This window comes from Brumimicrobium oceani (genome assembly GCF_003143775.1).
Taxonomy (GTDB): Bacteria; Bacteroidota; Bacteroidia; order Flavobacteriales_D; family Crocinitomicaceae; genus Brumimicrobium; species Brumimicrobium oceani.
This window is the reverse complement of sequence record NZ_QFRJ01000015.1, coordinates 44,036-69,748: the sequence shown is the minus strand read 5'-3', so window position 1 is coordinate 69,748 and position 25,713 is coordinate 44,036. Positions and strand designations below refer to the sequence as shown.

General features: G+C 35.5%; 18 protein-coding genes. 10 read left to right on the top strand and 8 right to left on the bottom strand.

The window, feature by feature from the left end; all coding sequences use genetic code 11:
• Positions 1 to 29 precede the first annotated feature (29 nt).
• The gene (locus DIT68_RS14525) at positions 30 to 878 is read right to left on the bottom strand and encodes an aminotransferase class IV (protein ID WP_109360547.1); all 849 of its coding nucleotides are present in this window, start codon (positions 876 to 878) and stop codon (positions 30 to 32) included.
• A gap of 1 nt (position 879) precedes the next feature.
• Positions 880 to 1,509: a rhomboid family intramembrane serine protease gene (locus tag DIT68_RS14520; protein ID WP_109360546.1), complete on the bottom strand. Its 630-nt coding sequence runs from the start codon at positions 1,507 to 1,509 to the stop codon at positions 880 to 882.
• Positions 1,510 to 1,583: 74 nt separating this feature from the next.
• On the opposite strand from DIT68_RS14520, the gene DIT68_RS14515 reads away from it, so the two are divergent.
• The 8 genes from DIT68_RS14515 to DIT68_RS14480 all read left to right on the top strand — a co-directional run bounded on the left by DIT68_RS14515 (position 1,584) and on the right by DIT68_RS14480 (position 11,999).
• On the top strand, positions 1,584 to 3,191 hold the full coding sequence (locus DIT68_RS14515; protein WP_158276203.1) for a L,D-transpeptidase family protein: 1,608 nt from the start codon (positions 1,584 to 1,586) through the stop codon (positions 3,189 to 3,191).
• Positions 3,192 to 3,421: 230 nt separating this feature from the next.
• Entirely contained in the window at positions 3,422 to 3,799 is a 378-nt protein-coding gene (locus tag DIT68_RS14510) for a RidA family protein (protein ID WP_109360544.1), read from the top strand.
• Positions 3,800 to 3,833: 34 nt separating this feature from the next.
• The gene (locus tag DIT68_RS14505; protein ID WP_158276202.1) at positions 3,834 to 5,789 is read left to right on the top strand and encodes a glycosyltransferase family 2 protein; all 1,956 of its coding nucleotides are present in this window, start codon (positions 3,834 to 3,836) and stop codon (positions 5,787 to 5,789) included.
• Positions 5,790 to 5,871: 82 nt separating this feature from the next.
• A complete protein-coding gene (locus DIT68_RS14500; RefSeq protein WP_109360542.1) occupies positions 5,872 to 7,194 on the top strand; it encodes a dihydrolipoamide acetyltransferase family protein in 1,323 nt (440 codons plus the stop codon).
• 153 nt (positions 7,195 to 7,347) lie between these two features.
• Positions 7,348 to 9,783: an SPOR domain-containing protein gene (locus tag DIT68_RS14495; protein WP_109360541.1), complete on the top strand. Its 2,436-nt coding sequence runs from the start codon at positions 7,348 to 7,350 to the stop codon at positions 9,781 to 9,783.
• Positions 9,784 to 9,843: 60 nt separating this feature from the next.
• The gene (locus tag DIT68_RS14490) at positions 9,844 to 10,704 is read left to right on the top strand and encodes a 3'-5' exonuclease (protein WP_109360540.1); all 861 of its coding nucleotides are present in this window, start codon (positions 9,844 to 9,846) and stop codon (positions 10,702 to 10,704) included.
• A gap of 6 nt (positions 10,705 to 10,710) precedes the next feature.
• Positions 10,711 to 11,322, top strand: coding sequence for a fumarylacetoacetate hydrolase family protein (locus DIT68_RS14485; RefSeq protein ID WP_109360539.1), 612 nt, complete (start codon positions 10,711 to 10,713; stop codon positions 11,320 to 11,322).
• Positions 11,323 to 11,348: 26 nt separating this feature from the next.
• Positions 11,349 to 11,999: an alpha/beta hydrolase gene (locus DIT68_RS14480; RefSeq protein WP_109360538.1), complete on the top strand. Its 651-nt coding sequence runs from the start codon at positions 11,349 to 11,351 to the stop codon at positions 11,997 to 11,999.
• 526 nt (positions 12,000 to 12,525) lie between these two features.
• Here the strand turns inward: DIT68_RS14480 and DIT68_RS14475 are convergent.
• Together DIT68_RS14475 and DIT68_RS14465 are read right to left on the bottom strand one after the other, a co-directional pair.
• On the bottom strand, positions 12,526 to 13,875 hold the full coding sequence (locus DIT68_RS14475; protein ID WP_109360537.1) for a hypothetical protein: 1,350 nt from the start codon (positions 13,873 to 13,875) through the stop codon (positions 12,526 to 12,528).
• 987 nt (positions 13,876 to 14,862) lie between these two features.
• The gene (locus DIT68_RS14465) at positions 14,863 to 15,930 is read right to left on the bottom strand and encodes a branched-chain amino acid aminotransferase (RefSeq protein ID WP_109360535.1); all 1,068 of its coding nucleotides are present in this window, start codon (positions 15,928 to 15,930) and stop codon (positions 14,863 to 14,865) included.
• A 107-nt stretch (positions 15,931 to 16,037) separates the two neighbouring features.
• On the opposite strand from DIT68_RS14465, the gene DIT68_RS14460 reads away from it, so the two are divergent.
• Positions 16,038 to 17,927 (top strand): RecQ family ATP-dependent DNA helicase, encoded by a 1,890-nt coding sequence (locus tag DIT68_RS14460; protein ID WP_109360534.1) that lies wholly within the window; start codon positions 16,038 to 16,040, stop codon positions 17,925 to 17,927.
• A 126-nt stretch (positions 17,928 to 18,053) separates the two neighbouring features.
• Here the strand turns inward: DIT68_RS14460 and DIT68_RS14455 are convergent, their stop codons facing one another.
• The 4 genes from DIT68_RS14455 to surE form a co-directional block, all read right to left on the bottom strand.
• Entirely contained in the window at positions 18,054 to 19,202 is a 1,149-nt protein-coding gene (locus DIT68_RS14455; protein WP_158276201.1) for a SpoIID/LytB domain-containing protein, read from the bottom strand.
• Positions 19,203 to 19,355: 153 nt separating this feature from the next.
• A complete protein-coding gene (gene lpxB / locus DIT68_RS14450) occupies positions 19,356 to 20,480 on the bottom strand; it encodes a lipid-A-disaccharide synthase (RefSeq protein ID WP_255411178.1) in 1,125 nt (374 codons plus the stop codon).
• Entirely contained in the window at positions 20,477 to 20,791 is a 315-nt protein-coding gene (locus DIT68_RS14445; RefSeq protein ID WP_109360531.1) for a hypothetical protein, read from the bottom strand. Before DIT68_RS14445 ends, lpxB begins: the two co-directional genes overlap by 4 nt.
• 37 nt (positions 20,792 to 20,828) lie before the next feature.
• Complete coding sequence (gene surE / locus DIT68_RS14440) at positions 20,829 to 21,599, bottom strand: 5'/3'-nucleotidase SurE (protein ID WP_109360530.1); 771 nt, start codon at positions 21,597 to 21,599, stop codon at positions 20,829 to 20,831.
• A 647-nt stretch (positions 21,600 to 22,246) separates the two neighbouring features.
• Here surE and DIT68_RS14435 point away from each other — a divergent pair.
• Complete coding sequence (locus DIT68_RS14435; RefSeq protein WP_109360529.1) at positions 22,247 to 25,708, top strand: S8 family serine peptidase; 3,462 nt, start codon at positions 22,247 to 22,249, stop codon at positions 25,706 to 25,708.
• The last annotated feature ends 5 nt before the right edge of the window (positions 25,709 to 25,713 follow it).

The window sequence follows — 25,713 nt, the reverse complement described above, 5'->3', positions numbered from 1 at the left end:
ATCTTCTTGTTTTCTCAAAAAATATTCGCTCACTCAGAATAATGGTTGTTGAGTAGCTCAACAAACTTTTTCGCATGATTGTTCATGTACCTCTTCGTTCTATACCCACTCACCCATACTACACCATTAATGGCGTTGGTTAAAAAAATCTCGTCTGCAACCAAAATATTCTGCGGAGTGATGGAAGATTCATACACCTTAATTTTATTTTCTATGGCTAAATTAATGATCTTCATCCTCATCGTACCTCCTAAACACCCTTCATCTAACCCCGGCGTGTAAAGCACTCCATTGCTTACCAAAAAAATATTAGAACTCGTACTTTCAAGTATATTTCCCACTTGATCTGTAATCAGTAAATCGTCAAGTCCTTTTTCTTTCGCTTCAATCGCTCCCATAACATATACCAACCCATTTTTTGTTTTAAAATTGGCAAAAATGTTATTCTGCTTTCTAATACTTGTATACAAGTCAACTTCTAAACCTTTGTGATTTAGTACAAACTCATTATTTTGAATTTCGAACGCTTCAATAAAATAGGTCACTTCATTTGTATCTGGCTTATATGTCCCACCAGGAGCACGATCTATAGAGAGGCGTACCCTTCCTCCTTGAGTAATATTCGATTTTTCGAGCAGCTCCTTGATTCTTTTTTCGAAAAAATCAGCGCTAAAATAATTAGGGACCCTCATTTTTAAAACTGACATTCCTTCGATTAATCTGAGAATGTGAATTTCTAAATTTATGGGTTGACCATTTCGTACACGTATGGTTTCAAACACACCATCCCCGTATAAATGCGCTCGATTGCCCGCATTGATCGTCGGAAGCTTATTCTCCAAAATATCGCCATTGTTGTTTACATAGTGTGTTTCCATCTTAACTTAAAATATATTCAAAAAATGCGGCACCTTTAGAAAAGTTGATGAGTAGTACGTAGGCAATTCCAAATATTGCACCTCCAAAGTGAGCATCATGAGCAACTCCTGTTCCTCCTTTTTTGCTCATATAATATTCAAATCCAAGGTATAATATTCCAAATAACCAAGCAGGAATTTCAAAGGGAATGAATAGTAAATATATACCCCCTTCTGGCATCCATAATATAGAGGCAAACAAAACAGCAGAAACTGCTCCTGAAGCACCTAAACTCATATAATTCGGATTATCTTTATTTCTTAAATAGGGCCATATTGACGCGGCTAATCCACCTAAAAAGTAAAGTACTAGAAAGTGTAGACTTCCTAAACCGGCACCAAAATAATTTCCAAAGATAAATTCCATTATTCCACCGAAAGAAAAAAGAACAAACATATTGAAAATCAAATGCATGGTATCTCCATGAATAAAAATATGAGAGAGAATTCGGTAAAGCTGATTTTCTCGCTGAACCTTATACGGATAGAAAATCCATTTGTACTTCATTTCTGAATCTTTGAAAGCGCGCAAGGATATCAATACTGTAGCGATGATAATCACAATTGTAACAGGATAATTCTGTAATTCCATAAATGTTGTTAACCTTTCTTAAGGGCTTAATATTTGATTAAAAAATTCTTACTTTTACAATGAAACTGCTCTATATGAAGAACAAATTAACATTCATTTTATCACTTTTATTTCTTGCTCATTTATTCCTTAAATGTAGCTCGGGTGCTGAATTTAATCAAAATGAATTAAACAGCAGTACAAAAATAGATCAAACTATTAGAACAATAGATAAAAAGACCATTGACCATTTGCCTATCTCTGACTATTCTAAAAGTTGGACTACAAATTTATACACTTCCATAGATAATCAAACCATTTGGATAAAAAATGGCAAAAGCTCTGAATCAATTCAAGAATTTTTTAACTATCTCAATTCAGACATTGCACTAAATCTACCTATTTCCTATCTTTCAACATCACCTTTTGCACCATCAGATCAATTAGAAAAGAAAGAAGTTATTAGTGCATTAAGATGTGCTGAATTCCTCTTTTTAAAAGACTCATCTCTAATCAACTATGATGAAAACAAATTAAACAGAAGTCAATTAATTTCGCCAAAAGAATTTCTTGAATTCTTGAATGATAAAAACGAAACCGATTCATGGATAGAACACCTTATTCAATATAAAGAGAACAACAAAAATCTTATTCAGTTACATCTTGCTCTCAATAAATTTACGGCTAACTATGGAATTGAAAACAACACCAACGAAAACATTTATCTTCAAGTGCCAAAAGATAGTTTAGCATTTGTTTTTACCGCACAGCAATTATTCAAACGGAATTTTATTTCCGACACTTTACAGGACACAATGTATTTAAAAGAGAAGTTAGCCTCTTTTCAAGCACTAAACGGACTAAATACAGATGCCAAATTGGGAAAAAAAACAATGGAAGCACTCTTAGAAACCAATTACTCCCGTTACCTGAAGGGTATAATTGCACTAGATAAATTGCGCACTTTTCCTGATTCCCTAGTGGGGAAAAAACTAATTGAAATCAACATTCCTAGTTACTTATTGCGCTTATATGTCAACGATGAAATTATAAACACTTCGAAAGTAATTATAGGAACACAACGAAATCAAACTCCACTATTTACTTCAAAAATGAAGCACATCGTAGTGAATCCTTACTGGAATGTTCCCTATTCAATTGCCAGCCGTGAAATCCTGCCACACTTAAAAAAAGATGTTACTTATCTCAGAAGAAAAAACTATTCACTCCTAGACCGAAACAGAAATGTTATTCTCGCTGACAGTATAGATTGGTCGAAATATAGTTCGCGTAATTTTCCATTTTTCGTAAGGCAAGAGCCCGGTCCATCAAACAGTTTAGGGCTCGTTAAGTTAATTTTCCCCAATAAGAATTCAATCTATATCCACGATACACCTTCTAAACATTTATTTGCAAGAGATGAAAGAACATTTAGTCATGGTTGCGTAAGAACGCAGTCTCCCTTTAAACTTGTGCACGACATTCTATCCGCAGAAAATCACAAATACACTGACTCCATAGACGTTTTAAAAACGAGGCCTACAGAGACTTATTTAATCCTAAATGATAATTTCCCAGTAACCATAAGCTATCGAACAGCAGGAATCAATGATTCTACAAAGCAAATTCAATTTTATAAAGATGTTTATGAAAAGGAAACAGATTTAAATACGCTATTCAAAAAGCCATCCATAGCGCTCTAATAATCAACACATCACACAATCCTTTTCTCATTGATTCTGGCAAGCAATTGTCTGAGAGCATTGAACCACCACCGCCATAACTGCGCGTAGACTAATAGTGAGAAATCCTTTTTTTTAATACTCAACTTTTAATCATCGCAGGCTAAATTCATATACTCTATAACGATTTATAGGCACACAAGCCAATATATTAAATCAAAATCATTAAACTTGTACAAATCAAAATTCAGATGAAGAAAGTTATTACAATTCCCAATGCTCCTGCTCCAATTGGACCATATAGCCAAGCGATATTAAAGAACGATACTTTATTTGTAAGTGGACAAATTCCATTAGATCCTAAAACAGGAGAACTGCAATTAAGCACCATTCAAGTTGCTGCTCATCAAGTGATGAAAAATATAAAAGCATTAGTAGAAACAGCTGGTTTTGAAATGACCGATGTTGTAAAATGCAGTATTTTTTTAAAATCGATGGATGACTTTGCAGAGGTAAATGAGGTTTACGCCTCTTATTTTAAAAGCGAGCCCCCAGCAAGAGAAACTGTCCAAGTATCAAAATTACCTTTAGATGTTCCAGTTGAAATATCTTGCATAGCTATGCGTTAATCGATTCAAAACTATATTTTAGGACAAAATTATCTTGGAAAAAGAAGCCATCAGAATATCCGTTATTATCGTCAATTATAACGTTGAGTACTTTTTAGAACAGTGCCTCAATTCGGTTTACGATGCTTTAAAAAATGTCAAAGGCGAAGTTTTTGTTGTTGACAACAATTCTATTGACGGCTCTGTGGAAATGGTGAGTAGACAGTTTCCACAAGCTCATCTTATTGCCAACAAAGACAATCCTGGTTTTTCGGTGGCCAACAATCAAGCAATGCGTATTGCGAAAGGAGATTATGTAGTACTTCTTAACCCAGATACTGTCGTTGAAGAAGATACATTTCAAAAATGTGTTGACTTCATGGATAAACATCCAGATGGAGGAGGTTTGGGCGTGAGAATGATTGATGGAAAAGGACAATTTTTACCAGAAAGCAAAAGAGGTTTACCAACACCAGCTGTTGCTTTTTATAAGATTTTCGGATTGTCTAGGATATTCCCTAAAAGCAAAACCTTTGGTCAATATCATCTAGGCTACCTTGATGAATTTGAAACCAATGAGGTAGAGATACTGAGCGGAGCCTTCATGCTCATGCGAAAAGAAACACTAAACAAAGTGGGCTTACTCGATGAGGCATTTTTTATGTACGGCGAAGACATAGATTTATCTTACAGAATTATTAAAGGCGGATATAAGAATTATTATTTTCCTGAAACGCAAATCATACATTATAAAGGAGAAAGTACAAAAAAAAGTAGCATCAACTATGTTTTTGTTTTCTATAGGGCTATGGTCATTTTTGCTGAAAAACATTTCTCTCAAAAAAATGCTAAACTCTTTTCGTTCTTTATCAATTTAGCAATCTATTTCAGGGCTGGTTTAGCACTTTTAAATCGCTTTATCAAACGCATTATTTTACCCGTTATTGATTTTTCAATCATTGTTTTAGGACTTTATGCATTAAAGAGCTTGTGGTCCATTGAAAGCATTGACTTTCCTTTGCATGTAATAAAATATGCCCTCCCTGGCTACACCCTAACTTGGTTAATAACAAATTTATATACCGGATCTTACGATATCCCAATCAAATTAAAATCTTTCGTTTCAGGAACCTTGCTAGGAACAGCCGTTATTTTGGTTGCTTACGCCCTACTTCCGAAAGAATTACAATTTTCGAGATTATTCATTTTACTGGGGGCGTTAATGGTACTCGCCTATTATTCCATTTCACGCATTATCTTGCATTACACCATAGGTAAGAAATTTGATTTACGAGGGGTTAGAAATAAGAATTTCGCGATAGTTGGAGAACCTGATGAAGTAGAACGTGTAAAGCAAATTCTTAAGAATACAGCAAATAAAGTGAGCTCAATTCACAGTGTTTCCCCAAGTGAGCAAAAAACAGACAATGACAGTGGTGTAATTAATCAACTAGATCAGATCATTGATATTCATGAAATTGATGAAGTCATATTTTGTGCGAAGAATACCAGTGCAGAAACAATTATTAATTGGATGTCAAGAACAGCCGTGAATAAAGTAGAGTTCAAAATTGCACAACCCAATAGTATGTATTTAATTGGAAGCAATTCAGTGGATACTGCGGGAGATTTTTATATCATGGAAATTGATAACATCTCCACTTCATCCAGCAAAAGGAATAAAAGAACTTTCGACTTTGCCGTAGCCCTACCCCTCTTACTTCTTCTTCCAATTACAATTTGGTTTTTTAAAAACAAGATTCAATTCATTAAAAACTGTTGGTCTGTTTTAATAGGCAAAAAATCTTGGGTAGGCTATTCTTACGATGCCAGTCCAGAAAAAAGAAGTTTACCCCGTATAAAAACTGGTATTCTAACACCAGCAGAAGAACAAGCAGACCAGGAGAGCAGATCTTTACGTTCAAAATTAAATTTGATTTATGCCCGTGACTATTCAATCTTTACAGACTTGCTAATCCTAAGAAAGCACTGGAGGAGACTAGACCGATAAATCAAGGTTTTTCGTTTGTTATAACTGAAAATTTGATTACTTTTGTGCTTCTTAAATTGATTATAATTCTATAAACTAATATATGTCACAAGTAGAAATTCGCCTTCCGAAAATGGGAGAAAGTGTTACCGAAGCAACCATTACTAACTGGTTAAAAAATGTAGGAGACACAATTGAAATGGACGAACCACTTGTAGAAGTGGCAACTGACAAAGTTGACAATGAATTGCCTTCTGAAGTTTCTGGTACTGTAGCAAAGATATTCTTTGAGGTAGATGAAGTTGCCCAAGTAGGCGATGTTATTGCATTGATTTCAACGAACGGCGAAGTAGCAGCTGAACCAGAAAAGAAAGAAGTTGCAGCGGCAGCTGAAAAAATCGACACGAGCGTAAACGAAGCAATAGCAACAGTTGGCGGTGGTGATTTAGACAAGAATGGACCAAGCGGTAAATTCTACTCTCCATTAGTAAGAAGTATTGCTGAAAAAGAGGGTATTGCAATGAATGAACTAGAAAGTATCTCTGGAACAGGTCAAGGTGGACGTGTGACTAAGAAAGATATTTTTGATTATATAGAGAATGGCGGAAGTAAGAATACCGCAACTCAAGAAACTGCTGCTCCAACTGCTCCAGCAGCCGCAGCGCCACAAGCACCCGCAAAAGCAGCACCAAAACCTTCAAGTGTTCCACTTATGGAAGGGGATGAGATTATTGAAATGGACCGCATGCGTAAAATGATCGCAGCACACATGGTTCAGTCAAAACAAACTTCTCCTCACGTGACTTCTTATGTAGAAGCTGATGTTACAAACATCTGGAACTGGAGAAACAAAATAAAAGGTGACTTTAAGAAGAAAGAAGGAGAAAACTTTACCTTCACTCCTGTTTTCATTGAAGCAATAGCGAAAGCGATTAAAGATTTCCCATTGATCAACATCACTGTTGACGGTGACCGTATTATCAAAAAGAAGAATATCAATATCGGAATGGCTGCAGCGCTTCCATCTGGAAATTTAATTGTTCCAGTAATTAAAAACGCTGACAGACTAAATCTATACGGATTAGCTAAAAAAGTAAATGAATTAGCGAATAACGCTCGTGATAACAAATTGAGTGCAGATGATATCCAAGGAGGAACATATACAATGACCAATGTTGGAACATTTGGAAATGTTATGGGAACGCCTATCATCAATCAGCCACAAGTTGCGATCATGGCCATCGGAGCAATTAGAAAAGTTCCAGCTGTAATTGAAACACCAGATGGTGATTTTATTGGAATTCGTTACAAAATGTTCCTATCTCACGCTTACGACCACAGAGTTGTAGACGGATCTTTAGGTGGAATGTTTGTAAGAAGAGTTGCTGATTACCTAGAAGCTTTCGATGTGAACACACAATTGTAAGACACATTTAGGTTTTTAACCTATAAAAGCCCGTTTAATGCAAAATTAAACGGGCTTTTTGTATCTTTGCCCGCAATTAATGGAAGACCTTTTAATCCAAAAAAATTAAACTTTCCATTTCCATTTCATTTCAATCAGAATTAATTAAAGCGTATGAAATTCAGTTTAAAAACACTCGCATTACTACTCTCTATTTCTTTTTTCTCTAACGCTCAGGATTTATCTAACAAAGAGTTGAAAAAAGTTTTGGCTTCCACTTCAGAAAAAGAAGTGCTCGAAGTAAACACCAGACTAATGCTAGAGGAAAGTCATTATCATGCATTTCTTACTGCAGAAAAGCTACTCTCATTTAATCCTGAAAGTTCAAATTATAATTACCGTACTGGATATGCATTGCTGCGTGTTTCAGATGATTTTATGAAGACTATACCTTATCTGGAAAAAGCCGTTTTAAAAATTTCTAAACGCTTTGATATGATGTCAACCAGAGAGAAAAAAGCGCCATTAGAGGCGTTATTTTATATGGGTAGAGCCCATCACTTGGCAGGAAATATAGATGAGGCAATTGCGTATTATGAGGATTTCATTAAAATTTCTGACAAAGGAAATCTAAATTTTGATGCCGCTGTACTCGGTATTAAACAATGTGAGATTGCTAAGGAGTTACTCAAAAGTCCTAAAGATTTTGAAGTTAAAAACATTGGAAATACCGTAAATACAAACAACCCAGAATACAGCCCTGTAGTTTCAATTGACGGAACAGCATTGTACTTTACTTCCAGAAGATTGTTACCGGATTCTAGCAACCTATATTATAAAGAACCAGGAACAAACCTCTACCTCGAAGATATTTTTGTTTCCTATAAAAACGAAGATAACACATGGTCCAAACCAAATGTTTTAGAGTTTTGTAAACCCGAATACAATGAGGCAACTGTTGCAGTAAGTGGAGATGAAAGAAGAATTTTCGCCTACATTGATCAAACCGGAAACGGCGACATTTACACCTCTATCCTTAGGTCTAATAAATACGAAGATTTAGAAATCATACAAGACAATGGAATTAATACTGATGCGTGGGAAACACACATGGCTGAATCACCTGACGGGATGCGAAAGTATTTCGTTTCTGACCGCGAAGGGGGTTATGGAGGTCGAGATATTTACATGATTAAAAAACTGGGAAAAGATTTATGGAGCGCTCCTGAAAATCTCGGACCAACAATCAACACGAAGTACGACGAAGATTCTCCATTTATTTCAATAGACAATAAAACAATGTACTTTTCCCATAATGGTGAAAAAAGTATGGGTGGATTTGATATTTTTAAATCAAAGAGAGATGGCCAAGGAAATTGGTCTACACCTATTAACCTCGGCTATCCGCTTAACACCACAAGTGATGAAATTTATTATACTTCTATTTTTGATGGAACAATTGGATACTTTAGCTCCTACAGATCACAAGGCTTTGGTGAAAAGGATATTTATCAAGTAGTGAACGAAAATGAAAGAATCGACGGAGTTAGTGTATTATTCGGAGAGGTGAACAATCAAGACGGTAGTCCTATAAGTGAAGACATTTCACTTAACTTGAAATGCTTAAACTGTGATACTCCTTATGAATTTAGTGTTTACCCAAAGTTAAGCAACGGAACTTTTCTTACTTCTTTAACCTCTTGTCATGAATATGAACTTATACTTTCGAGACAAGATGGAGAAATAGAGATTTCGAAAGAATTGATCAAAACAAATTGTATAGATATTTCTGAAGAAATTTTTAGATCTTATGTCCTAAATAGCGAAACTCAGGAATTAATTGACCCTAAATCATTAATTGCTTCTTACGATCCTATTTCCATAAAACACTATTTTGGGTACAATAAGAATGAGTTAAATCCTTCAAAAGGTGCTTTAAAGGTATTTTTAGACTCTTTAAATGTACAAATGGAAAATGGTAGAAGAACCTTAGAGATTAGAATCAACGCTTCTGCATCAAAAGTGCCAACGCAATCTTTCAGTAATAATGAAGAGTTAGCAAGGATACGTGCAAAAGGAGTAAAAGATTTACTCATGGAGTATTTCGAAGAGATTGGAGTTACGAAGGAAATAACTGTTAAAATTAATAACATAAAAGTAGACGGACCAGAATATGATGCAGACTACAAGAACCTGGACAAATACTTACCATACCAGTTCGTAGAATTAACATTAGCAGGATATAATAGTTTCAAACAAGAAAGACCGAAATCTATTTTTGTTACCAAATTAGTAGACAATGAAGACGGAACATCCACTTTACATAAATATATCGACCAACAAGGAGATTTATTTACAAGTGGCGAAATGATAGAAGAAGACTACGATTATCACGTTGTAATTGGTGTTTTCCAAAGTAACGAATTCGCTAAAAACCTATCTATCAAGGCCAAAGAGAAAGGATTTACAGCCGAAGTTATTAAAAGAGATGGAAATCTTTATATCGTAACCGCTGGAAAAAAATCTACAAAAGCAGAAGCACTTAAAATATTAAATAAAGCCCGAGAGGAAGTTATACAATCGGCTTGGATTTTAAATATAAAGAATTGATATTTGTCACACAGTAACTTTAAAGCGGGTTATTACAGCCCGCTTTTTTTATTTTAAATTATGAGCTTAAACTTAAAAAATGACCTTTGTGTTTTTGATATTGAATCTACAGGTTTGGATGTATCGCAAGACAGAATTGTAGAAATTTCAATTTTGAAAATTAGTCCTAATGGAGAAGAATCTAAATTGACATTAAGAATTAATCCAGAAATTCCGATTTCTAAAGAGAGTTCGGAAATTCATGGTATTACTCAAGAAGACATAAAGGGCGAACCAAGCTTTAAAGAGCTAGCCAACACAATAGCGGATTTTATAGGAAAAGCAGATCTAGCAGGATTCAACTCTAACAAGTTTGATATCCCGATGTTGGCCGAAGAATTTTTAAGGGTAGAACATGATTTTGATATGCGTAATCGAAAATTCATCGATGTTCAAAACATCTTTCACAAGATGGAACAAAGAACGCTTGTTGCCGCGTATAAATTTTATTGTGAGAAAGATCTAGAAAATTTTCATAGTGCTGAGGCAGATGCTATGGCGACTTATGAAGTATTAAAAGCTCAGGTAGATAAATATGAAGAACTTGAAAACAACATGGAATTCTTAGCCGAATTTTCTACACATAATAAGTTTAAAATACTTGATTTCGCTGGAAGAATAGCTGAGAATGAAAATGGTGAAGCAGTTTACAACTTTGGGAAACACAAAGGGAAAACGATAGAGGAAGTGAATAAAAAAGAAGCTGGCTACTATGGCTGGATGATGAATAGTAACTTCCCGCGTTACACCAAGGCTGTTCTTAAGCAAGAATTAGAGAAAATTAAGGCGAAAAAGCAAGAGCAGAAAAAGGTTTTAAAAGAGAAAGAAGAAAAACGCATGGAGAATAAAATCGAAGCGTTAAAAAGTAAATTTGGAAAATAGTTAGGTATGAAAATTATTTGTATAGGTAGAAATTATGTGAACCATGCTAAAGAAATGAACTCTCCAATACCGGAAGTTCCTATGTTTTTCATGAAACCAGAAACCTCTCTTTTACCCAAAAAGAACCCTTTCTACTATCCAAACTTCACAAAAAACTTACACTTCGAATGTGAATTAGTTGTGAAAATCAACAAATTAGGGAAGAATATCTCTAAGAAATTTGCTCATGAATATTACGATCATGTAGGAATAGGTATAGATTTTACCGCCAGGGATTTACAACAAAAATGTAAAGATAAAGGTCATCCTTGGGAAATAGCGAAAGGCTTTGAACATAGCGCACCACTGGGAACTCACTGGGTTCCTCTTGAGGGAAAACAAATTCAAGATATTGATTTTCGCCTCGTAAAAAATGGAGAGCTTGTACAAAAAGGAAACAGCAAAGACATGATTTTTAGCGTTGATGACATCATTGCTTATGTTTCTCAATTTATGACCCTTAAAATAGGAGATTTAATTTTTACAGGTACTCCTGAAGGTGTTGGCCCAGTTGAAATTGGTGATGTACTAGAAGCTTATATAGGCGAAGAAAAATTGATGAATCTCAAAATAAAATAAGCATTCGATAAAAGAATAACTCAGCTTTGGAACACAAAATTTCGATATCAAAAACAGCACGTTATTACACCTATGGAAATCCAGAAACAGCAGACAACATTTGGATAGTACTTCATGGATATTCTCAATTAGCGGAATTTTTTATTCGCAAATTTCATCAATTAAATCCCAATAAAAATTTCATTGTTGCCCCAGAAGGCTTTCACCGCTTTTACAGAAAAGGAACAAGTGGAAGAGTTGGTGCTTCTTGGATGACCAAGGTGGCGAGATTGGACGATATCGAAGACAATCACAATTACTTAAACCAGTTAGGTGATGCTTTACTTTCACAATACGATTTTAAGCAAAGATTTCTGTTGGGATTTTCTCAAGGAGGAGCAACAGCCTCCCGCTGGCACAACAATGGAAATTTTAACGCAGATCACTTTATTTTATGGGCTAGCGTGTTTCCAAATGACATATCGATTGAAGAGGGTACTAATGGAATGATGCATTCCAATAATTATTTTGTGGTAGGCGACGACGATGAATATTTTCAAGGCAAAATGGAAGAAGTCAATACCTTTTTTGAAGAGCAGAATTTTGAAACAAAAATTAAAAACTTTAAAGGTGTCCATGATATTCATAATGACACCTTATTGGAAATAGCGGAAGAGTGCATTTTTAATCGATTATAATAAGAACTAAGCCACTTTTCAACACAGAAACCCTGTATATCAGACTTTTAATTTTAAATACCTATCCGATACTTTACCAGTAAATACATCTAATCAATGATGTGATTAAGCGGTGAACCGACAAGATCCTTCGCAAATTTCTATTTTCAACAAATTGAAAAAGAAATTTTCTTCAGGATGACATTAGGCTAGAGGCATATTTCAAAGGAGAGAGAAAACCGTTTTCTATTGTAATTTATTGAACTGCTGGTAAAGTTCCCGACAAGCATTTAATTTTATTTATTTTTTAATAGGGTTCAATGAAAAAGTCAGGCTTGCATTAGCTACAACTTGACAAAACGAAACCGTATAGGCATACTGTGAATTGAAGATAAGGAAGTAGATGATGTATGGCAGACTAACAAAATATAACCCCGAAATTTTAAATATAAACGCAAGGGAAATCGGCTATTTACTTAGAAAATCGTGTATCTCATCACTTTAAAAAAGCCTTTACTACATTGATTATAAAGGTCTTTTGTGTTTTTCAGTGAACCCTAAATATCAATGGAGAGCTCTCTTTATAAAGGTATTTCTTCTGCAAACTTTCAAAGGGACGATAAATGTAGTAAAGCTCATCATTGTACACTTGAACATTTTCTACATAGCGATAGAATAAGGTGGCTTTTTTCATCCTTTCCCCTGTATTCAGGTCTATTTTATAAACATCAGTGTAACCAGCGTTATCGTACATTGTGTAAATATTTTTAGTCACCGGATCTTGAATTAATCTTCTCTCCCACCCTGTTTTTCTTGAATATTTATGAAAGCGGATAGATGAACTGTCCAATTTTTCTCCAGTATTGGCATTGTATTTATACAAATAATCTTTGTAAAAATCGAAAATCAACACCTCATCTCCCACCAAGAAAAATTCGCTGTAGGGTGCTTCATAATAAATTGAATTAGTGAAAACATTTGCGCCCACCCAAACTTCGCGGTCAATACCCGTTTCCGCTTCCATGTCCCAAGCCCAAAGTTTGGTTCTTACATCTGCCCATTTATACTCTGCACGGTAAAGTTCCATCATTTCTACATCCTCGATGTGGTGCACTACAGAATGGCTAGTATCATTCATGCTCACCTTGAAGAAATCAAATGCAGGATAATGCGATTTATGTGTCGTAAAGAAAAGCTGTTTATTTTGCAAAGTGTCAAGGATTGGTTTAACATAATTGTCCAACTGTGCCCGTGGCACTTTCACTAATGTCAGAAACTCATCATTTTTCAGTTGAAAGTCATTGTATTCACAACGCAAATAAATTCTATTCCTATAATCCGTATCTAATCTGATTGCCTTTTCCGGCACAATTCTTCTCGCTACAATGCTGTCATTCTCAAACCAAATCAATTCGCTTCCTGCATTCAACCTTTTGGGATAGACCAACAAAACCTTGGTTGTTTCATTTACGACTACAAAGTCACTAACACTTATAATTTCCGAAGAAAAACTAATTTCAGGCTTATAAATAGCAGAAATACTCGTTTCACCTGATATTTGTCCGTCATAGCGAAATACCAATTCAATTAAAATAACCCTTCCTTTTTGAATGCTTCTTTGAAATCTACTTAAATCTACAAGCGTATCAATAGGATAGTAAGAAACTTTGTGCGCTTTGATTTTTACTTTTTGATTGGTTGGAAAATCTGTTACAATGGGCTCGAAATTATTTAGATTTTGTGCTCCTAGTAATTTATTAGTCGATGAATAGATTTTTACTTCAACGGAATCTACCATGGCGTCAGTCATCGCATCCACGAAAGTAAATTGCAGTTTTAACTCTTGACCAAACGATCCAAAAGCCCATAAAATGAAAATGTAAGTTAGCGTTCTCATAGTCCTTTAATGTTGAGATGCAATGTCGTTCAAAATTCCATAATAAAGGTAAATAAAGTTGAGGATTTGCAAGTGTTATTTTTTTGGGAAGAGCAGCTCAACTTGAAAGCTTTTGCATCTAAAACAAACTCGTTCCAGCGATCAATGCACTCCAAACTCCCAAAATCCCCAAGCCAAAACTCAATCCAAGTCCCAAAATTAAGAATCCAAAGCTCCAACTCCTAAAACTCAAGTATATCCTTACGCTAAAGGTTTTTAACCGTTAATAACGCTTATAGGACTCCAACAATCAAGATTTCCCGAGTTTCAACATAAGAATCCAAAGCTCCAATTCCTCAAACGCAAGTATACCCCTACGCTAAAGGTTTTTAACCGTTAATAACGCCTGTAAGACTCCAACAATCATGATTTTTAAAATTCTAACATGAGAATCCAAAGCTCCAATTCCTCAAACGCAAGTATATCCTTACGCTAAAGGTTTTTAACCGTTAATAACGCCTATAAGACTCCAACAATCAAGATTTTTAAAATTCTAACGTGAGAATCCAAAGCTCCAATTCCTCAAACGCAAGTATATCCCTACGATAAAGGTTTTTAACCGTTAATAACGCTTATAAGACTCCAACAATCAAGATTCCCCGAACTTCAACTTAAGAATCCAAAGCTCCAATTCCTCAAACTCAAGCACATCCTTACGCTAAAGGTTTTTAACCGTTAATAACGCTTATAGAACACCAAGAGTTATCAAAAATATCGCATTTATTAAATGAAATAATAAATCCAGACTGATTAGCACTTCAATTCAATAAATGTATTTCTTCTTTAAGCTTGTTTTATATATGCGTAAGTAGAGTCAAATGAAATTCTATGAACAAATTAAACAGCAAAGATTCATTAGATTTTCTTGGTGTATCGACTTAACTAGATCAAAAAGAAAAAACGACCCAATTTCTTGAGTCGTTTCTTTTATCTTATAGTAATTTTAGATTACACTTTATGTACCCAACCAAATCGATCTTCGATTTTTCCGTATTTGATACTGTCTAATTCCTCCACAACCTTTTTAGAGAATGTACGCTTTTCCTCTCCTGGCAAGTCATACTTTTTCCCTCTGAACCCTATCATTTTAACAGGTGCGATTGTTGCTGCAGTTCCAGCACCAAAGGCTTCAGTAAGCGTTCCGTTCTCAATAGATTCAATAATTTCTTTTACAGTAATTTTACGCTCTTCAACTGGCATACCCCAATCTTGCGCAACTTCAATTACACTTCTCTTAGTAATCCCTGCTAAAATCGTATCAGACTCTGCTGGTGTAACTAATTTTCCGTCAATAACGAAAAGAATGTTCATTGTTCCTGCTTCTTCAACATACTCGTGATTTTGGGCATCCGTCCAAATCAATTGGTGATAACCTTCATCTTGAGCCAATTTCGCTGGATACAAAGAAGCTGCATAATTTCCTGCTGCTTTTGCTGCACCTACTCCACCTGCTGCTGCACGTGTAAAATCTTCTTCAATTTTTAAATTAATCGCTTCGGTGTAATAAGAACCAACTGGACAAGTAAAAATCATGAAACGGTAAGTCTCTGAAGGCTTAATCCCAGTGTAACCATCCGTTGCAAACATAAACGGACGAATATACATTGAATTTGTAATTTTCTTTGGTACCCATTCATCATCAAATTTCAACAATTCATCTAAGCAGTACAAGAAAAGGTCTTCAGAAATATCTGGCATACACATGCGGTGTGCCGATTTTCTAAAACGTTGTGCATTTTTTTCTGGTCTAAAAGTCACAGGGTCACCATCTACTGTTCTGTAGGCTTTCATCCCTTCAAAAATTGATTGACCGTAGTGAATGGCAGATGTAGCAGGGTGTAAAGCCATATCTTCAAAAGGGATAATTTCAGGTTCCCCCCATTTACCGTCTTTATAATCCATTACCAACATGTGGTCCGAAAAAACTCTTCCGAATGGTATGTTATCCCAATCTACTTCGTTTATTTTACTGTTCTTAGTACGTGTAGTTTTAATTGTATATTTTGATGTTTCCATATTATTTTTGATATGTTGCGAATATACTGTTTTTTCAATAGACATACTAACTGCTTTTCAATTTTGGTGTAATTTTAACTACATTTGTCCATTAAACAATCAAGGCAGTGACAGCAGTCGAAATATTAAAGAAATATTGGGGGTTTGATGGCTTTAGAAAGCAGCAAGAAGACATTGTTCAAAGCGCTATAAACGGTCATGACACCTTTGCTTTACTTCCCACGGGTGGTGGAAAATCAATTTGCTTTCAAGTGCCAGGAATAGCTAGAGAAGGCATTTGTTTAGTTGTTTCTCCACTTATTGCTTTGATGCAGGATCAGGTGAAAAACCTAAAATCCCGTGGCCTAAAAGCTGCTGCTATTACTTCTGGAATGTCGAGAAGAGAAATCGATATTATTTTAGATAATGCAAAATTTGGCGGACTGGATTTTCTCTATGTTTCTCCCGAAAGATTGAAAACTGATATTTTTATTGCTCGCTTTAAGCAAATGAAAGTATCCCTTATCGCCATTGACGAAGCACACTGTATTTCTCAATGGGGACATGATTTTAGACCTCCGTATTTGGAGATTTATAAATTGCGAGAAATCCATAGCGATGTTCCAATTATTGCCGTGACTGCAACAGCCACAGATGAAGTTAGAACGGATATTATCCAACAACTTCAAATGCGAAATCCCAACTATTTTGAGGGGGATTTTGCAAGAGATAATATTTCCTATGAAGTGTATGCAGTCGAAAATAAAAGAAACGCCATTCTTAAAGCTTGTAAGCGTTTTATAGGTTCAACAGGAATTGTCTATTGCCAAACTCGTCGTGAAACCAAAGATATCGCTAGACTCTTAATTTCTCACGGATTTTCCGCGGGAGTTTATCATGGTGGAATGGCAGGTGAAGAGCGAAATAAAAAATTGGATGCGTGGTTAAATGACGAAATAAGAATTGTTGTGGCTACAAATGCCTTCGGAATGGGGATCGATAAGCCCGATGTACGTTTTGTTTTACATTATGAAATTCCGAATAATTTGGAAGCCTACTTCCAAGAGGCAGGACGCTCTGGAAGAGATGGTAAAGCATCCAGAAACATGGCTTTTTATTCTCAGGTAGATTTAGTGAGAATGCGCCAAAGAATTGAACAACAATTTCCTCCTATAGACTTTATTAAAACAGTATACCGAGCATTGTGCAATCATTTCGGAATTGCAATTGGTTCTGGAGCCAATGAAAGCTACAATTTAGCAATCAAGGATTTAGTAAAAAAATATGACTTTGAACCGCTACCCACCTACAACGCGCTAAAAATATTGGAGTTAAACGGTTCCATTCTATTTAACGAAGCTGTTTTTCATCCAACTAAACTCAAATTTATTGTCAGCAATAAAACTTTATACAACTTTCAACTGAAAAATGATGATTACGATCCCTTGATTTCATTTTTATCTCGAAGTCATCCCGGAATATTTGAAAATTACTACGAAGTCAACGAGAATAGGGTTGCTCAAAAATTAAAGAAATCTAAAGCGGTAATTCACAAACAGCTTCAATACATAGAAAAACAAGGATTAGCAGATATTTCTTGGCAATCCGAGCTTCCCCAAGTGACCTTGCTGCACGAACGTTTACCCGACGATTATATGCAAATTGACAAAAAAGTGTATCAGACCCGAAAAGAGGTGGCACACAAAAAGTTGGCAAGCATGCTGAATTTTGTACAAAAACCGATTTGTCGTTCCATTCTGCTTTTAGAATATTTCGGACAAAAAGGAAAAGCCTGTGGGAAATGCGATGTTTGTTTGGCAGAAGAAAAATCGAATTATAGCGCAGAAGAACTTCAACAAATTATTATTGGACTTCTCGAAGAAAAAGAAATGTCATTAGAAGATTTATTACACGAAATCAAAGGCGTTGAAAAACATAGTTTTGTAGGAGTTTTAAACTGGATGACTGATGTGGAACTGGTGGATTACAAAGATGGAATTTTTTCTATTATTCACTAAAACCAATATTCAAACGCTTCTTTAACACTGAACTTCTTCCATATTTCAAGGGATGAGCAGGTGCGCTAAGTTCCAGAAACATAGTCCACAAAAACCAGTTACAGCGCTTCAAAACAATAACTCCCATCAAAAATCGCCCACTTTATAAGGTCCTTGATTAAAAAATAATTTTTCAAAATAATGCCTAAACTCAATTCCTTCAAAATAGAATGATAAAATCTGTTGATAATTTAAGCCCTTATTGGCCATTCCCATCGCCCCTTCTTGGCACAAACCAACACCATGACCAAAGCCTTTTCCTTTCAAAAGTACATCCTGTCCATCTGGAGTACAAGAAAAGTAAGTGGATCGCAATTTAAAGTGATAACGTAAATCGCGTAAAGGGATGCCCAAATGCGGACTAATATAAAACGCTTTTCTATCTTCCTGTTCAAAAGTGTACATAATTGAACGGTATAAACTGTCTTCAATTGGATAGAAATAATTGTTGACCAAAAATTTTCTCCATTCAATTTTAGGAATTCGCTTTTCCCAAGTGGCCTGACGCGTATAAATGCAAAAAGTATCCTTGAAAGGTTGCAGATAAGGAATATCTTCCTTCCAAACATAGTCTGAGCTACTTGATTGTCCTCCACAATTGGCGTGAAAAAAACCTTCTATCAAAGTATTTGAAACGGTATCCATAATATAAACCCCATCCACCGCATTAACCGCTTTTCGAATGTCATCCGTATAAATTAATTTACTGTGATAAGCTTGACAATGCACTTGGTCGCACAAATTAAAACCTTCTTTTTGATGTCTTTTGAGGTATTTCATCGCATAAGTTCGAGAAATTACCGCTTGAGCTTTATAATATTCAACATGCTTTCCTCCTCCTCCTTCAGATTCTACCACGCCGCCCAAATAATGCTTATAAGAGACATCATTCACGATGGTCAAGCTTTTCGTTCCCGAAAAAACAATAAATCCGTCGTTGTATTTTCTCTCCTTCAAAACTGGAGATCTCGGACGTAAACGCAAAACATTTTCTGTTCCTGTAGGTTTCAAAGTCACTTTTTTGAAAGTCCCAATCGTCCTTACGCCTTTTTTCAATTCAACGCTATTTCCTACTCTCTTGATAGACACAAACTCATTGGGCAAAAGCGCTCCAAAAGCAGTGGTATCGCCAAAAATTAAATAGCTCCCTTCATTGTATGAAAAGTCAATGCGATGAATGTTGTACCCCCGATATACGCCAATTTGAATATCATTTCCAAATGTTGAAAATGACATAAAAATTAGAAAAAATAGGAGAACAATTGGCCTCATGCGGCTAAATTAATTCATAATTAATAATGGATAATTAATAATTGAAAAAACAATGAACAATTAACAATGGAAAAGAGATGTTTTATGCAAGCTAGTCGCGATACATTCAGTAAATTGTTAATTCTCAATTACCTTCAGCACCTCCTGCGCAGCAATTACACTAGCTCCACCCTCACCGAGAATTTTCAGCAATTCTGCATAATCTTTCTTCATTTCGTCATGCTTCTCTGCTCCTGGTAAAATCAACTTTAACTCCTGCTCTATATTCTTTGCATTGCACTCATGTTGAATTAATTCTTTAACGGCTTCTTTTTGAAGAATTAAATTGACTAAACTAATGTAATCAACTTTAATTAAGCGTTTTGCAATGTGATAAGAAATCGAAGAACCTTTGTAGCAAACCACTTCAGGAACCTCAAACAAAGCTGTTTCTAAAGTGGCCGTTCCAGAAGTTACCAAAGCCGCAGTTGCAATTGACAATAAATCGTAGGTTTCTCCGTGAATTAAATGCACATTTTTTGAGTGTTTCAAAAACGGCTCATAAAACGAAGCGGGCAATGCTGGAGCGCCTGCAATGACAAACTGATAATCTTCAAAAGCCGACAAGCTGTTCAACATTATTGGCAATTTCGTATTAATTTCTTGCTTTCTACTTCCAGGTAAAAGCGCTATTACAGGTCGTTTATCTAGTTGGTGTTTCGCATATAAATCTACCTTATCCGTTTTAGCACGGAACTGCTCCACTGCATCCAGCAAAGGATGTCCAACGAAAGTAACCTCCATCCCAAATTTGCCATAAAACTCTTTTTCAAAAGGAAGAATAACCAACATTTTATCCACCACCTTCTTAATTGTGTGTACACGGTTCTGTTTCCAAGCCCAAATTTGCGGAGAGATGTAATAAATAACGGGAATGCCTTGCGCCTTCGCCCATTTTGCAATTCTTAAATTGAATCCTGGATAATCCACCAAAACCAAAGCATCAGGCTTATATTTTAGAATATCTTTCTTACAAAATTTGATATTCGTTAAGATGGTTCTTAGGTTCGCAACCACTTCTATGAAGCCCATAAAAGCCAATTCCGAAATGTGCTTTACGGGCTCGCCAACAACAGCCGACATATTGTCTCCACCCCAATAACGAAAATCAACTTTTTCGTCTTGTTGAAGAATAGCTTTCATCAAATTCGCAGCATGCAAATCACCCGAAGCCTCACCTGTTATGATATATAGTTTTTTCACAGTAAAATTAATGCGGCAACAACAACCGTTAGAATAATCGTTACACCAACCAATCCAGTTGTAAAACGATCCCAGCGCCATTGAAAATTGGTAAAATAAAATAACAACAAGTTCGGTATTAGTGAAAAAACAAGAAGGTCATTTCTATGATTTTCACTCGCAGAAATTAAGGTGTAAAGCTGACTAAAAGAGCGGTCACTGTATTTCCATTGCCAAAAAACAACAAAACCAATAATCGTTAAAGCAATGCCAAAAACAACACCCATTAAACGACTGTCTAACTTTTTTCCTAATTTATCCATTGCTCCCATGATCCCCGAATATGATTATTGTATGCTTGGTTTAAAACTAAAATTCCCATTCCGCGATTTCGCTAATCGTATGATAAGCCGTCATATCAAATTGCGTTGGAACCACACTTACGTATCCATTATCCAAAGCCCAAATATCGGTATCTTCTCTCCAATCGTCACGATTAAATTCACCTTTTAGCCAGAAATAAGGCTTTCCAAATTGGTCATAACGCTTATCAAAACTATCTTTCCAGTAAGCCTTTGCTTGTCTACAAACTCTAATTCCTTTAATTTCTTCCGTTTTCAACTGTGGAATATTCACATTCAAACAAATACTTTTTGGGAAATCACCATTTAAAGCACGTTTAACCACTTCTTTAACCGCCCATTGAGAAGCCGAAAAATCTGCATCTGCATCAAAATCTAAAAGTGAAAATCCAATAGAAGGAATATCTTCCATGGCACCCTCCACCGCTGCCGACATCGTTCCAGAATACAATACATTCGAAGCACTATTCTCTCCATGATTAATTCCTGAAACCAACAAGTCTGGCTTTCCTTTAATTACCTCAGCGATAGCCAACTTTACACAATCCACAGGTGTTCCAGTACAAGTATAGGCGTCATATTGCTCATACAAGGGCGACGGATCCAATCTCAAAACATCGTTTACCGTTATGGCATGCCCCATTCCCGATTGCGGTTTATCTGGTGCAACAATCACGATATCTCCAAAAGGCTCAACCGCTTCAATCAAGCTTCGAATTCCTTTGGCCTGAATTCCATCATCATTTGTTATTAAAATTAACGGACGCTTTTTCGACATTTTTCTTCAATTTCAATTGAATGCGAAAATAATCATATCTTTTGTGAATAGAAGATTTGGAGAAAGGAAATTGGGAATTTGTTTGGAATGGGATGCCAGCTATTTAGTTTTCTTTTTTGGCCACCTTTTCAGCCTGCGACCTATAGTTTATTTGTACTTTTTGGCAAACAATACTATTTGCAGGAGCTTCACAAGGTCGCTCTACAAATTAGCTTGTTTACAACAAAAATCACTGCATAAAGCTACCGGTCTTCGTCGGGGTGGAAAGATTGGGCTCCGGATCTAAGCTTTAAGGGTATAATTAAACGTATATTATCCGCATAATTATACCACTATAAAGTTGATTAAATATTTGTATTCTTTCTGTAATCAATTGAAAATGCTTGTTGTAATTGGGGCTTGTGTTGAGATCAATGTTATATTTGGAATAAAATATACAATTGGAATATGCGCAATTGCGTATAGCCACCTGTTGTGTGCAATACACTACATGCCACTATTATGAACGGTTTAAACAAAATATTAATAACCTTTAAATTCTTTTTAACCAATAGAATAAAGATACCGCCATGACTGGTTTTTGAAAAGAAACAACCTATTTTAGTCTAAAATCACTAAATAATTTTATAAATTTAAAAAATACAATTATGAAAAACTTAAATAAAATATTGATTTTGAGTGTAATTACAATGCTTGTTAATTTCACGGCATTTGCTCAAAACAATCAAACAATGCTTTCCGAATACTGGAGTGGGCCAGGTGGGAAAATTCAAACGCCAATATTTTCTACTTTAGTTACTAAGACAGACAATTTACGTAATGTTTATGTAGCTGGCGCTTCACTGAACCCTAATACCAACAAATTAGACATGATGATTCAAAAGTTTAATTTTGCTGGTCATCTCTTGTGGCAAACCACTTATAGCGGTGCATTAAATCAAGACGACATGGCTGCTGATCTATTCGTTGATGATAATTACAACGTTTATGTAACAGGAGCTGTAGCTGAAAATGCACAAAATCATTATGATTTAGCTGTTGTGAAGTTTAACAGTAATGGTGTTAAACAATGGGACTATTTTTATAACTATGGTGGCGCTCCATTGCCTTATGATGCGGGAACTGCAATCACAGGAAATGATGATTTTTTATTCGTTACAGGAAGTAGTGCTGGTAATAACACTAATTCTGATTATGTTGTAATTAAATTAGAAGCTGGTAATGGTAATGAGGTTTGGGCACAACGCTACGATTATGATGGATTCGATGATGTTCCTGCTAAAATAAAAGTTTCAAATACTCAGGAAATAATCGTCTCTGGGGGAAGCCAAATATCTGAAAATCCAGCTGTCTGGGAGATGGCGACCATTCAACTTGAACCGAATGGTCAATTTATAAACGATTTTAGAACTGGTCAAAGTGTAACAGGTGGAGTTAGCGAAGTTTACGACATGACTGTTGACGCTAATGGCAACTATTATATTGCTGGAACGAAGAAAAACACTTCAACTGATTATGATATAACTGTTTATAAATTAGATGATAATCTCAATCTAATCTGGGAAAAAACCTATGATGGTGATGGAGACGAAGACATAGGTAAAGGAATAAAAGTAGACAATCAAGGTAACGTTTATGTATCTGGATTTGTTACTACCCAAAATGAAGGGAAAAATTACTCCTTATTAAAATTTGATTCCTACGGAACTTTAGATTGGTCTAGAGAATACAATGGAAAGAATAATGAAGATGATGAAGCTGTTAATCTTGTTATTAAAGATAACAATAAGGTTTTCGTTACTGGTAGCTCCATAGAAGCTGGTAATTCTAATTTTGTGACACTAGGTTACGATGAAAATGGTGAGTTATTTAATGAAATCATATTTGATGGGGATTCGGGTTTAAATGATACACCGACAAATATCGGAATTGATTTAGATGGTAATATTATAGTAGCTGGTCAATCACAAATAAATGGAAATGAGTTTGAGAATATTACTGTAAAATATACCGTACATGAAAAATCAATAGACTTGTCGAACGGAATCAATAATGCAAATGAACTAATTGTTCGCTTTGACACCTCAGCAATTAAATATTCTTCAATTGATAGAAAAAGTTTTGTTGCAGGGATGCTGCAAGATTTCGTAAAAAAAGATGTTTTAAATAAACTTAATGAAAAAACAGGATTTGATTGGAGTAGACTAGATACTTACAAGATTTTCCGTGGGATGACCACAGCAGATAGTATTTCTGTTACCAGATTGGGTGAAACACATAGAATAGACGATTTTTGGGCTACCTTGTCTGTATTCATACCTAAAAACGAGAATGAAACGGTGGTTATTGATAGTTTAAGTACTATTTACCCTATTGTGCATTTTGCTGAATTAAATTATGTTGGTGAATTATTCAATCAACCAAATGATAATTTATACCTCTCCGAACAAACAGGACTTTATAATTCTAACCATGGTATTGAGGTTGAAGCTGCTTGGGATAAACAAGTCGGACAACAATCAATTAAGGTAGGAGTTTTTGATTCAGGTATCAATTGGCGACATGAAGATTTTGGGGACGGAACTTGGACTGGTACAAAAATAGTTGGTGGATGGGACTACTTCAATAATACAAGTCCTCAAAACCAACCAACACCTGATTCAGATGGTCACGGAACAGCTGTTGCTGGAATCATTGGAGCTTTGAGGAATAATAACATCGGTATTGCAGGCATAGCTGGAGGTGATGTTCAGAATAGTAATACAGGAGTACAACTATTTTCACAAAAAATAAATAATGGAGGTACATCTTTCATAACAATGAGTAATATATCATCAGCAATTATTGAAGGAGCCATGCACAACCCGAATTCGAATTATGGTTATGGATTAGATATCCAAAATCATAGTTGGGGAACTACTCAGAACTCAAACATATTAAAAAATGCAATAGAGGCGGCTTATGAAGAAAGCTGTGTTATTGTCGTTGCAAGCGGTAATGATTACGACCAAACCGTTAATTATCCAGCCACATTTAATGATACATGGGTATTAAAAGTAGGAGCAAATGAGGGGCTTACAGGTGGTAGAGCCGATTTCTCTACTTTTGGAAATAGTTTGGATGTTATCGCACCAGGAACCAATGACATATATGCGACATTAGACCATAATAATAACTCAGGTTATGCATATAATGGAGATGGTACTTCTTTTGCTGCCCCACATGTTGCTGGTGTAACAGCTCTGTTTCAAAGCGAACACAGCAGTAATAATGGCTATCCAAATGGTCTTGCTCCTGAAGATGTAGAGTACTTTTTAGAAAACTTCGCTACAACACCATATTCAGGTTATAATCAGGAAGTAGGCTATGGACGTGTTAACGCTGATTTATCTCTCAAGAAACTTGCATTTCCAGATTATTATGTGTTTCACGGAGGAGGTCAGTCTTCACCACTTCAGACTACTGCAGCAGGTTTAAATGTGATTGTATCAAATAATACAAATGGTGTAGCCGCAGGTTATTATACTGCTGATAGATATCAAGTAACATATAGTTTTATTGACATTTTGCCTGTAGGCCAAACAGCAATTGATACTTGGAAAAGGTATAGTTCAAGTATAGGGGTTTCTGCAGCAAATCCAATTACAGGTGACAAATACTTTAATCATTCACCAACAATAAATCAAAATGTAGTTTCGGTTTCAACAACAACTTTTTGCTGGCATATATTACACAACAGTATAGGACAATCAATTAATAAATGGATTCCAGCACCTCCGAGCCAGTTGAAAACAAGTTATTCATTGTATGTTAAAGATCCAAACTCAACAGCGAACGTAGATGAGGAAAACTTGGAAAGTGGAGTCAATATTTATCCAAATCCAAGTGATGACCAAATCACAATTGATTATAACTTATCAGAAAATACAGATGTTCGCCTAGAGATTTTAGATGCAACTGGTAGACAAATTGCTACACACGTAATGGAAAACCAATCCAATGGAAAACAGTCCTTGACTGTAAGTGTATCGCATTTATCTAAAGGAATATATATCTGTAACCTAAACATTGGAAAAGAGATAATATCCAAAAAAATCATTAAAAAATAATCAAT

Coding starts and splice junctions, on each gene's coding strand:
- DIT68_RS14525 (WP_109360547.1), bottom strand. CDS start 878: ATGGAAACACACTATGTAAACAACAATGGCGATATTTTGGAGAATAAG.
- DIT68_RS14520 (WP_109360546.1), bottom strand. CDS start 1,509: ATGGAATTACAGAATTATCCTGTTACAATTGTGATTATCATCGCTACA.
- DIT68_RS14515 (WP_158276203.1), top strand. CDS start 1,584: ATGAAGAACAAATTAACATTCATTTTATCACTTTTATTTCTTGCTCAT.
- DIT68_RS14510 (WP_109360544.1), top strand. CDS start 3,422: ATGAAGAAAGTTATTACAATTCCCAATGCTCCTGCTCCAATTGGACCA.
- DIT68_RS14500 (WP_109360542.1), top strand. CDS start 5,872: ATGTCACAAGTAGAAATTCGCCTTCCGAAAATGGGAGAAAGTGTTACC.
- DIT68_RS14495 (WP_109360541.1), top strand. CDS start 7,348: ATGAAATTCAGTTTAAAAACACTCGCATTACTACTCTCTATTTCTTTT.
- DIT68_RS14490 (WP_109360540.1), top strand. CDS start 9,844: ATGAGCTTAAACTTAAAAAATGACCTTTGTGTTTTTGATATTGAATCT.
- DIT68_RS14485 (WP_109360539.1), top strand. CDS start 10,711: ATGAAAATTATTTGTATAGGTAGAAATTATGTGAACCATGCTAAAGAA.
- DIT68_RS14475 (WP_109360537.1), bottom strand. CDS start 13,875: ATGAGAACGCTAACTTACATTTTCATTTTATGGGCTTTTGGATCGTTT.
- DIT68_RS14465 (WP_109360535.1), bottom strand. CDS start 15,930: ATGGAAACATCAAAATATACAATTAAAACTACACGTACTAAGAACAGT.
- DIT68_RS14455 (WP_158276201.1), bottom strand. CDS start 19,202: ATGTCATTTTCAACATTTGGAAATGATATTCAAATTGGCGTATATCGG.
- DIT68_RS14445 (WP_109360531.1), bottom strand. CDS start 20,791: ATGGGAGCAATGGATAAATTAGGAAAAAAGTTAGACAGTCGTTTAATG.
- surE (WP_109360530.1), bottom strand. CDS start 21,599: ATGTCGAAAAAGCGTCCGTTAATTTTAATAACAAATGATGATGGAATT.
- DIT68_RS14435 (WP_109360529.1), top strand. CDS start 22,247: ATGAAAAACTTAAATAAAATATTGATTTTGAGTGTAATTACAATGCTT.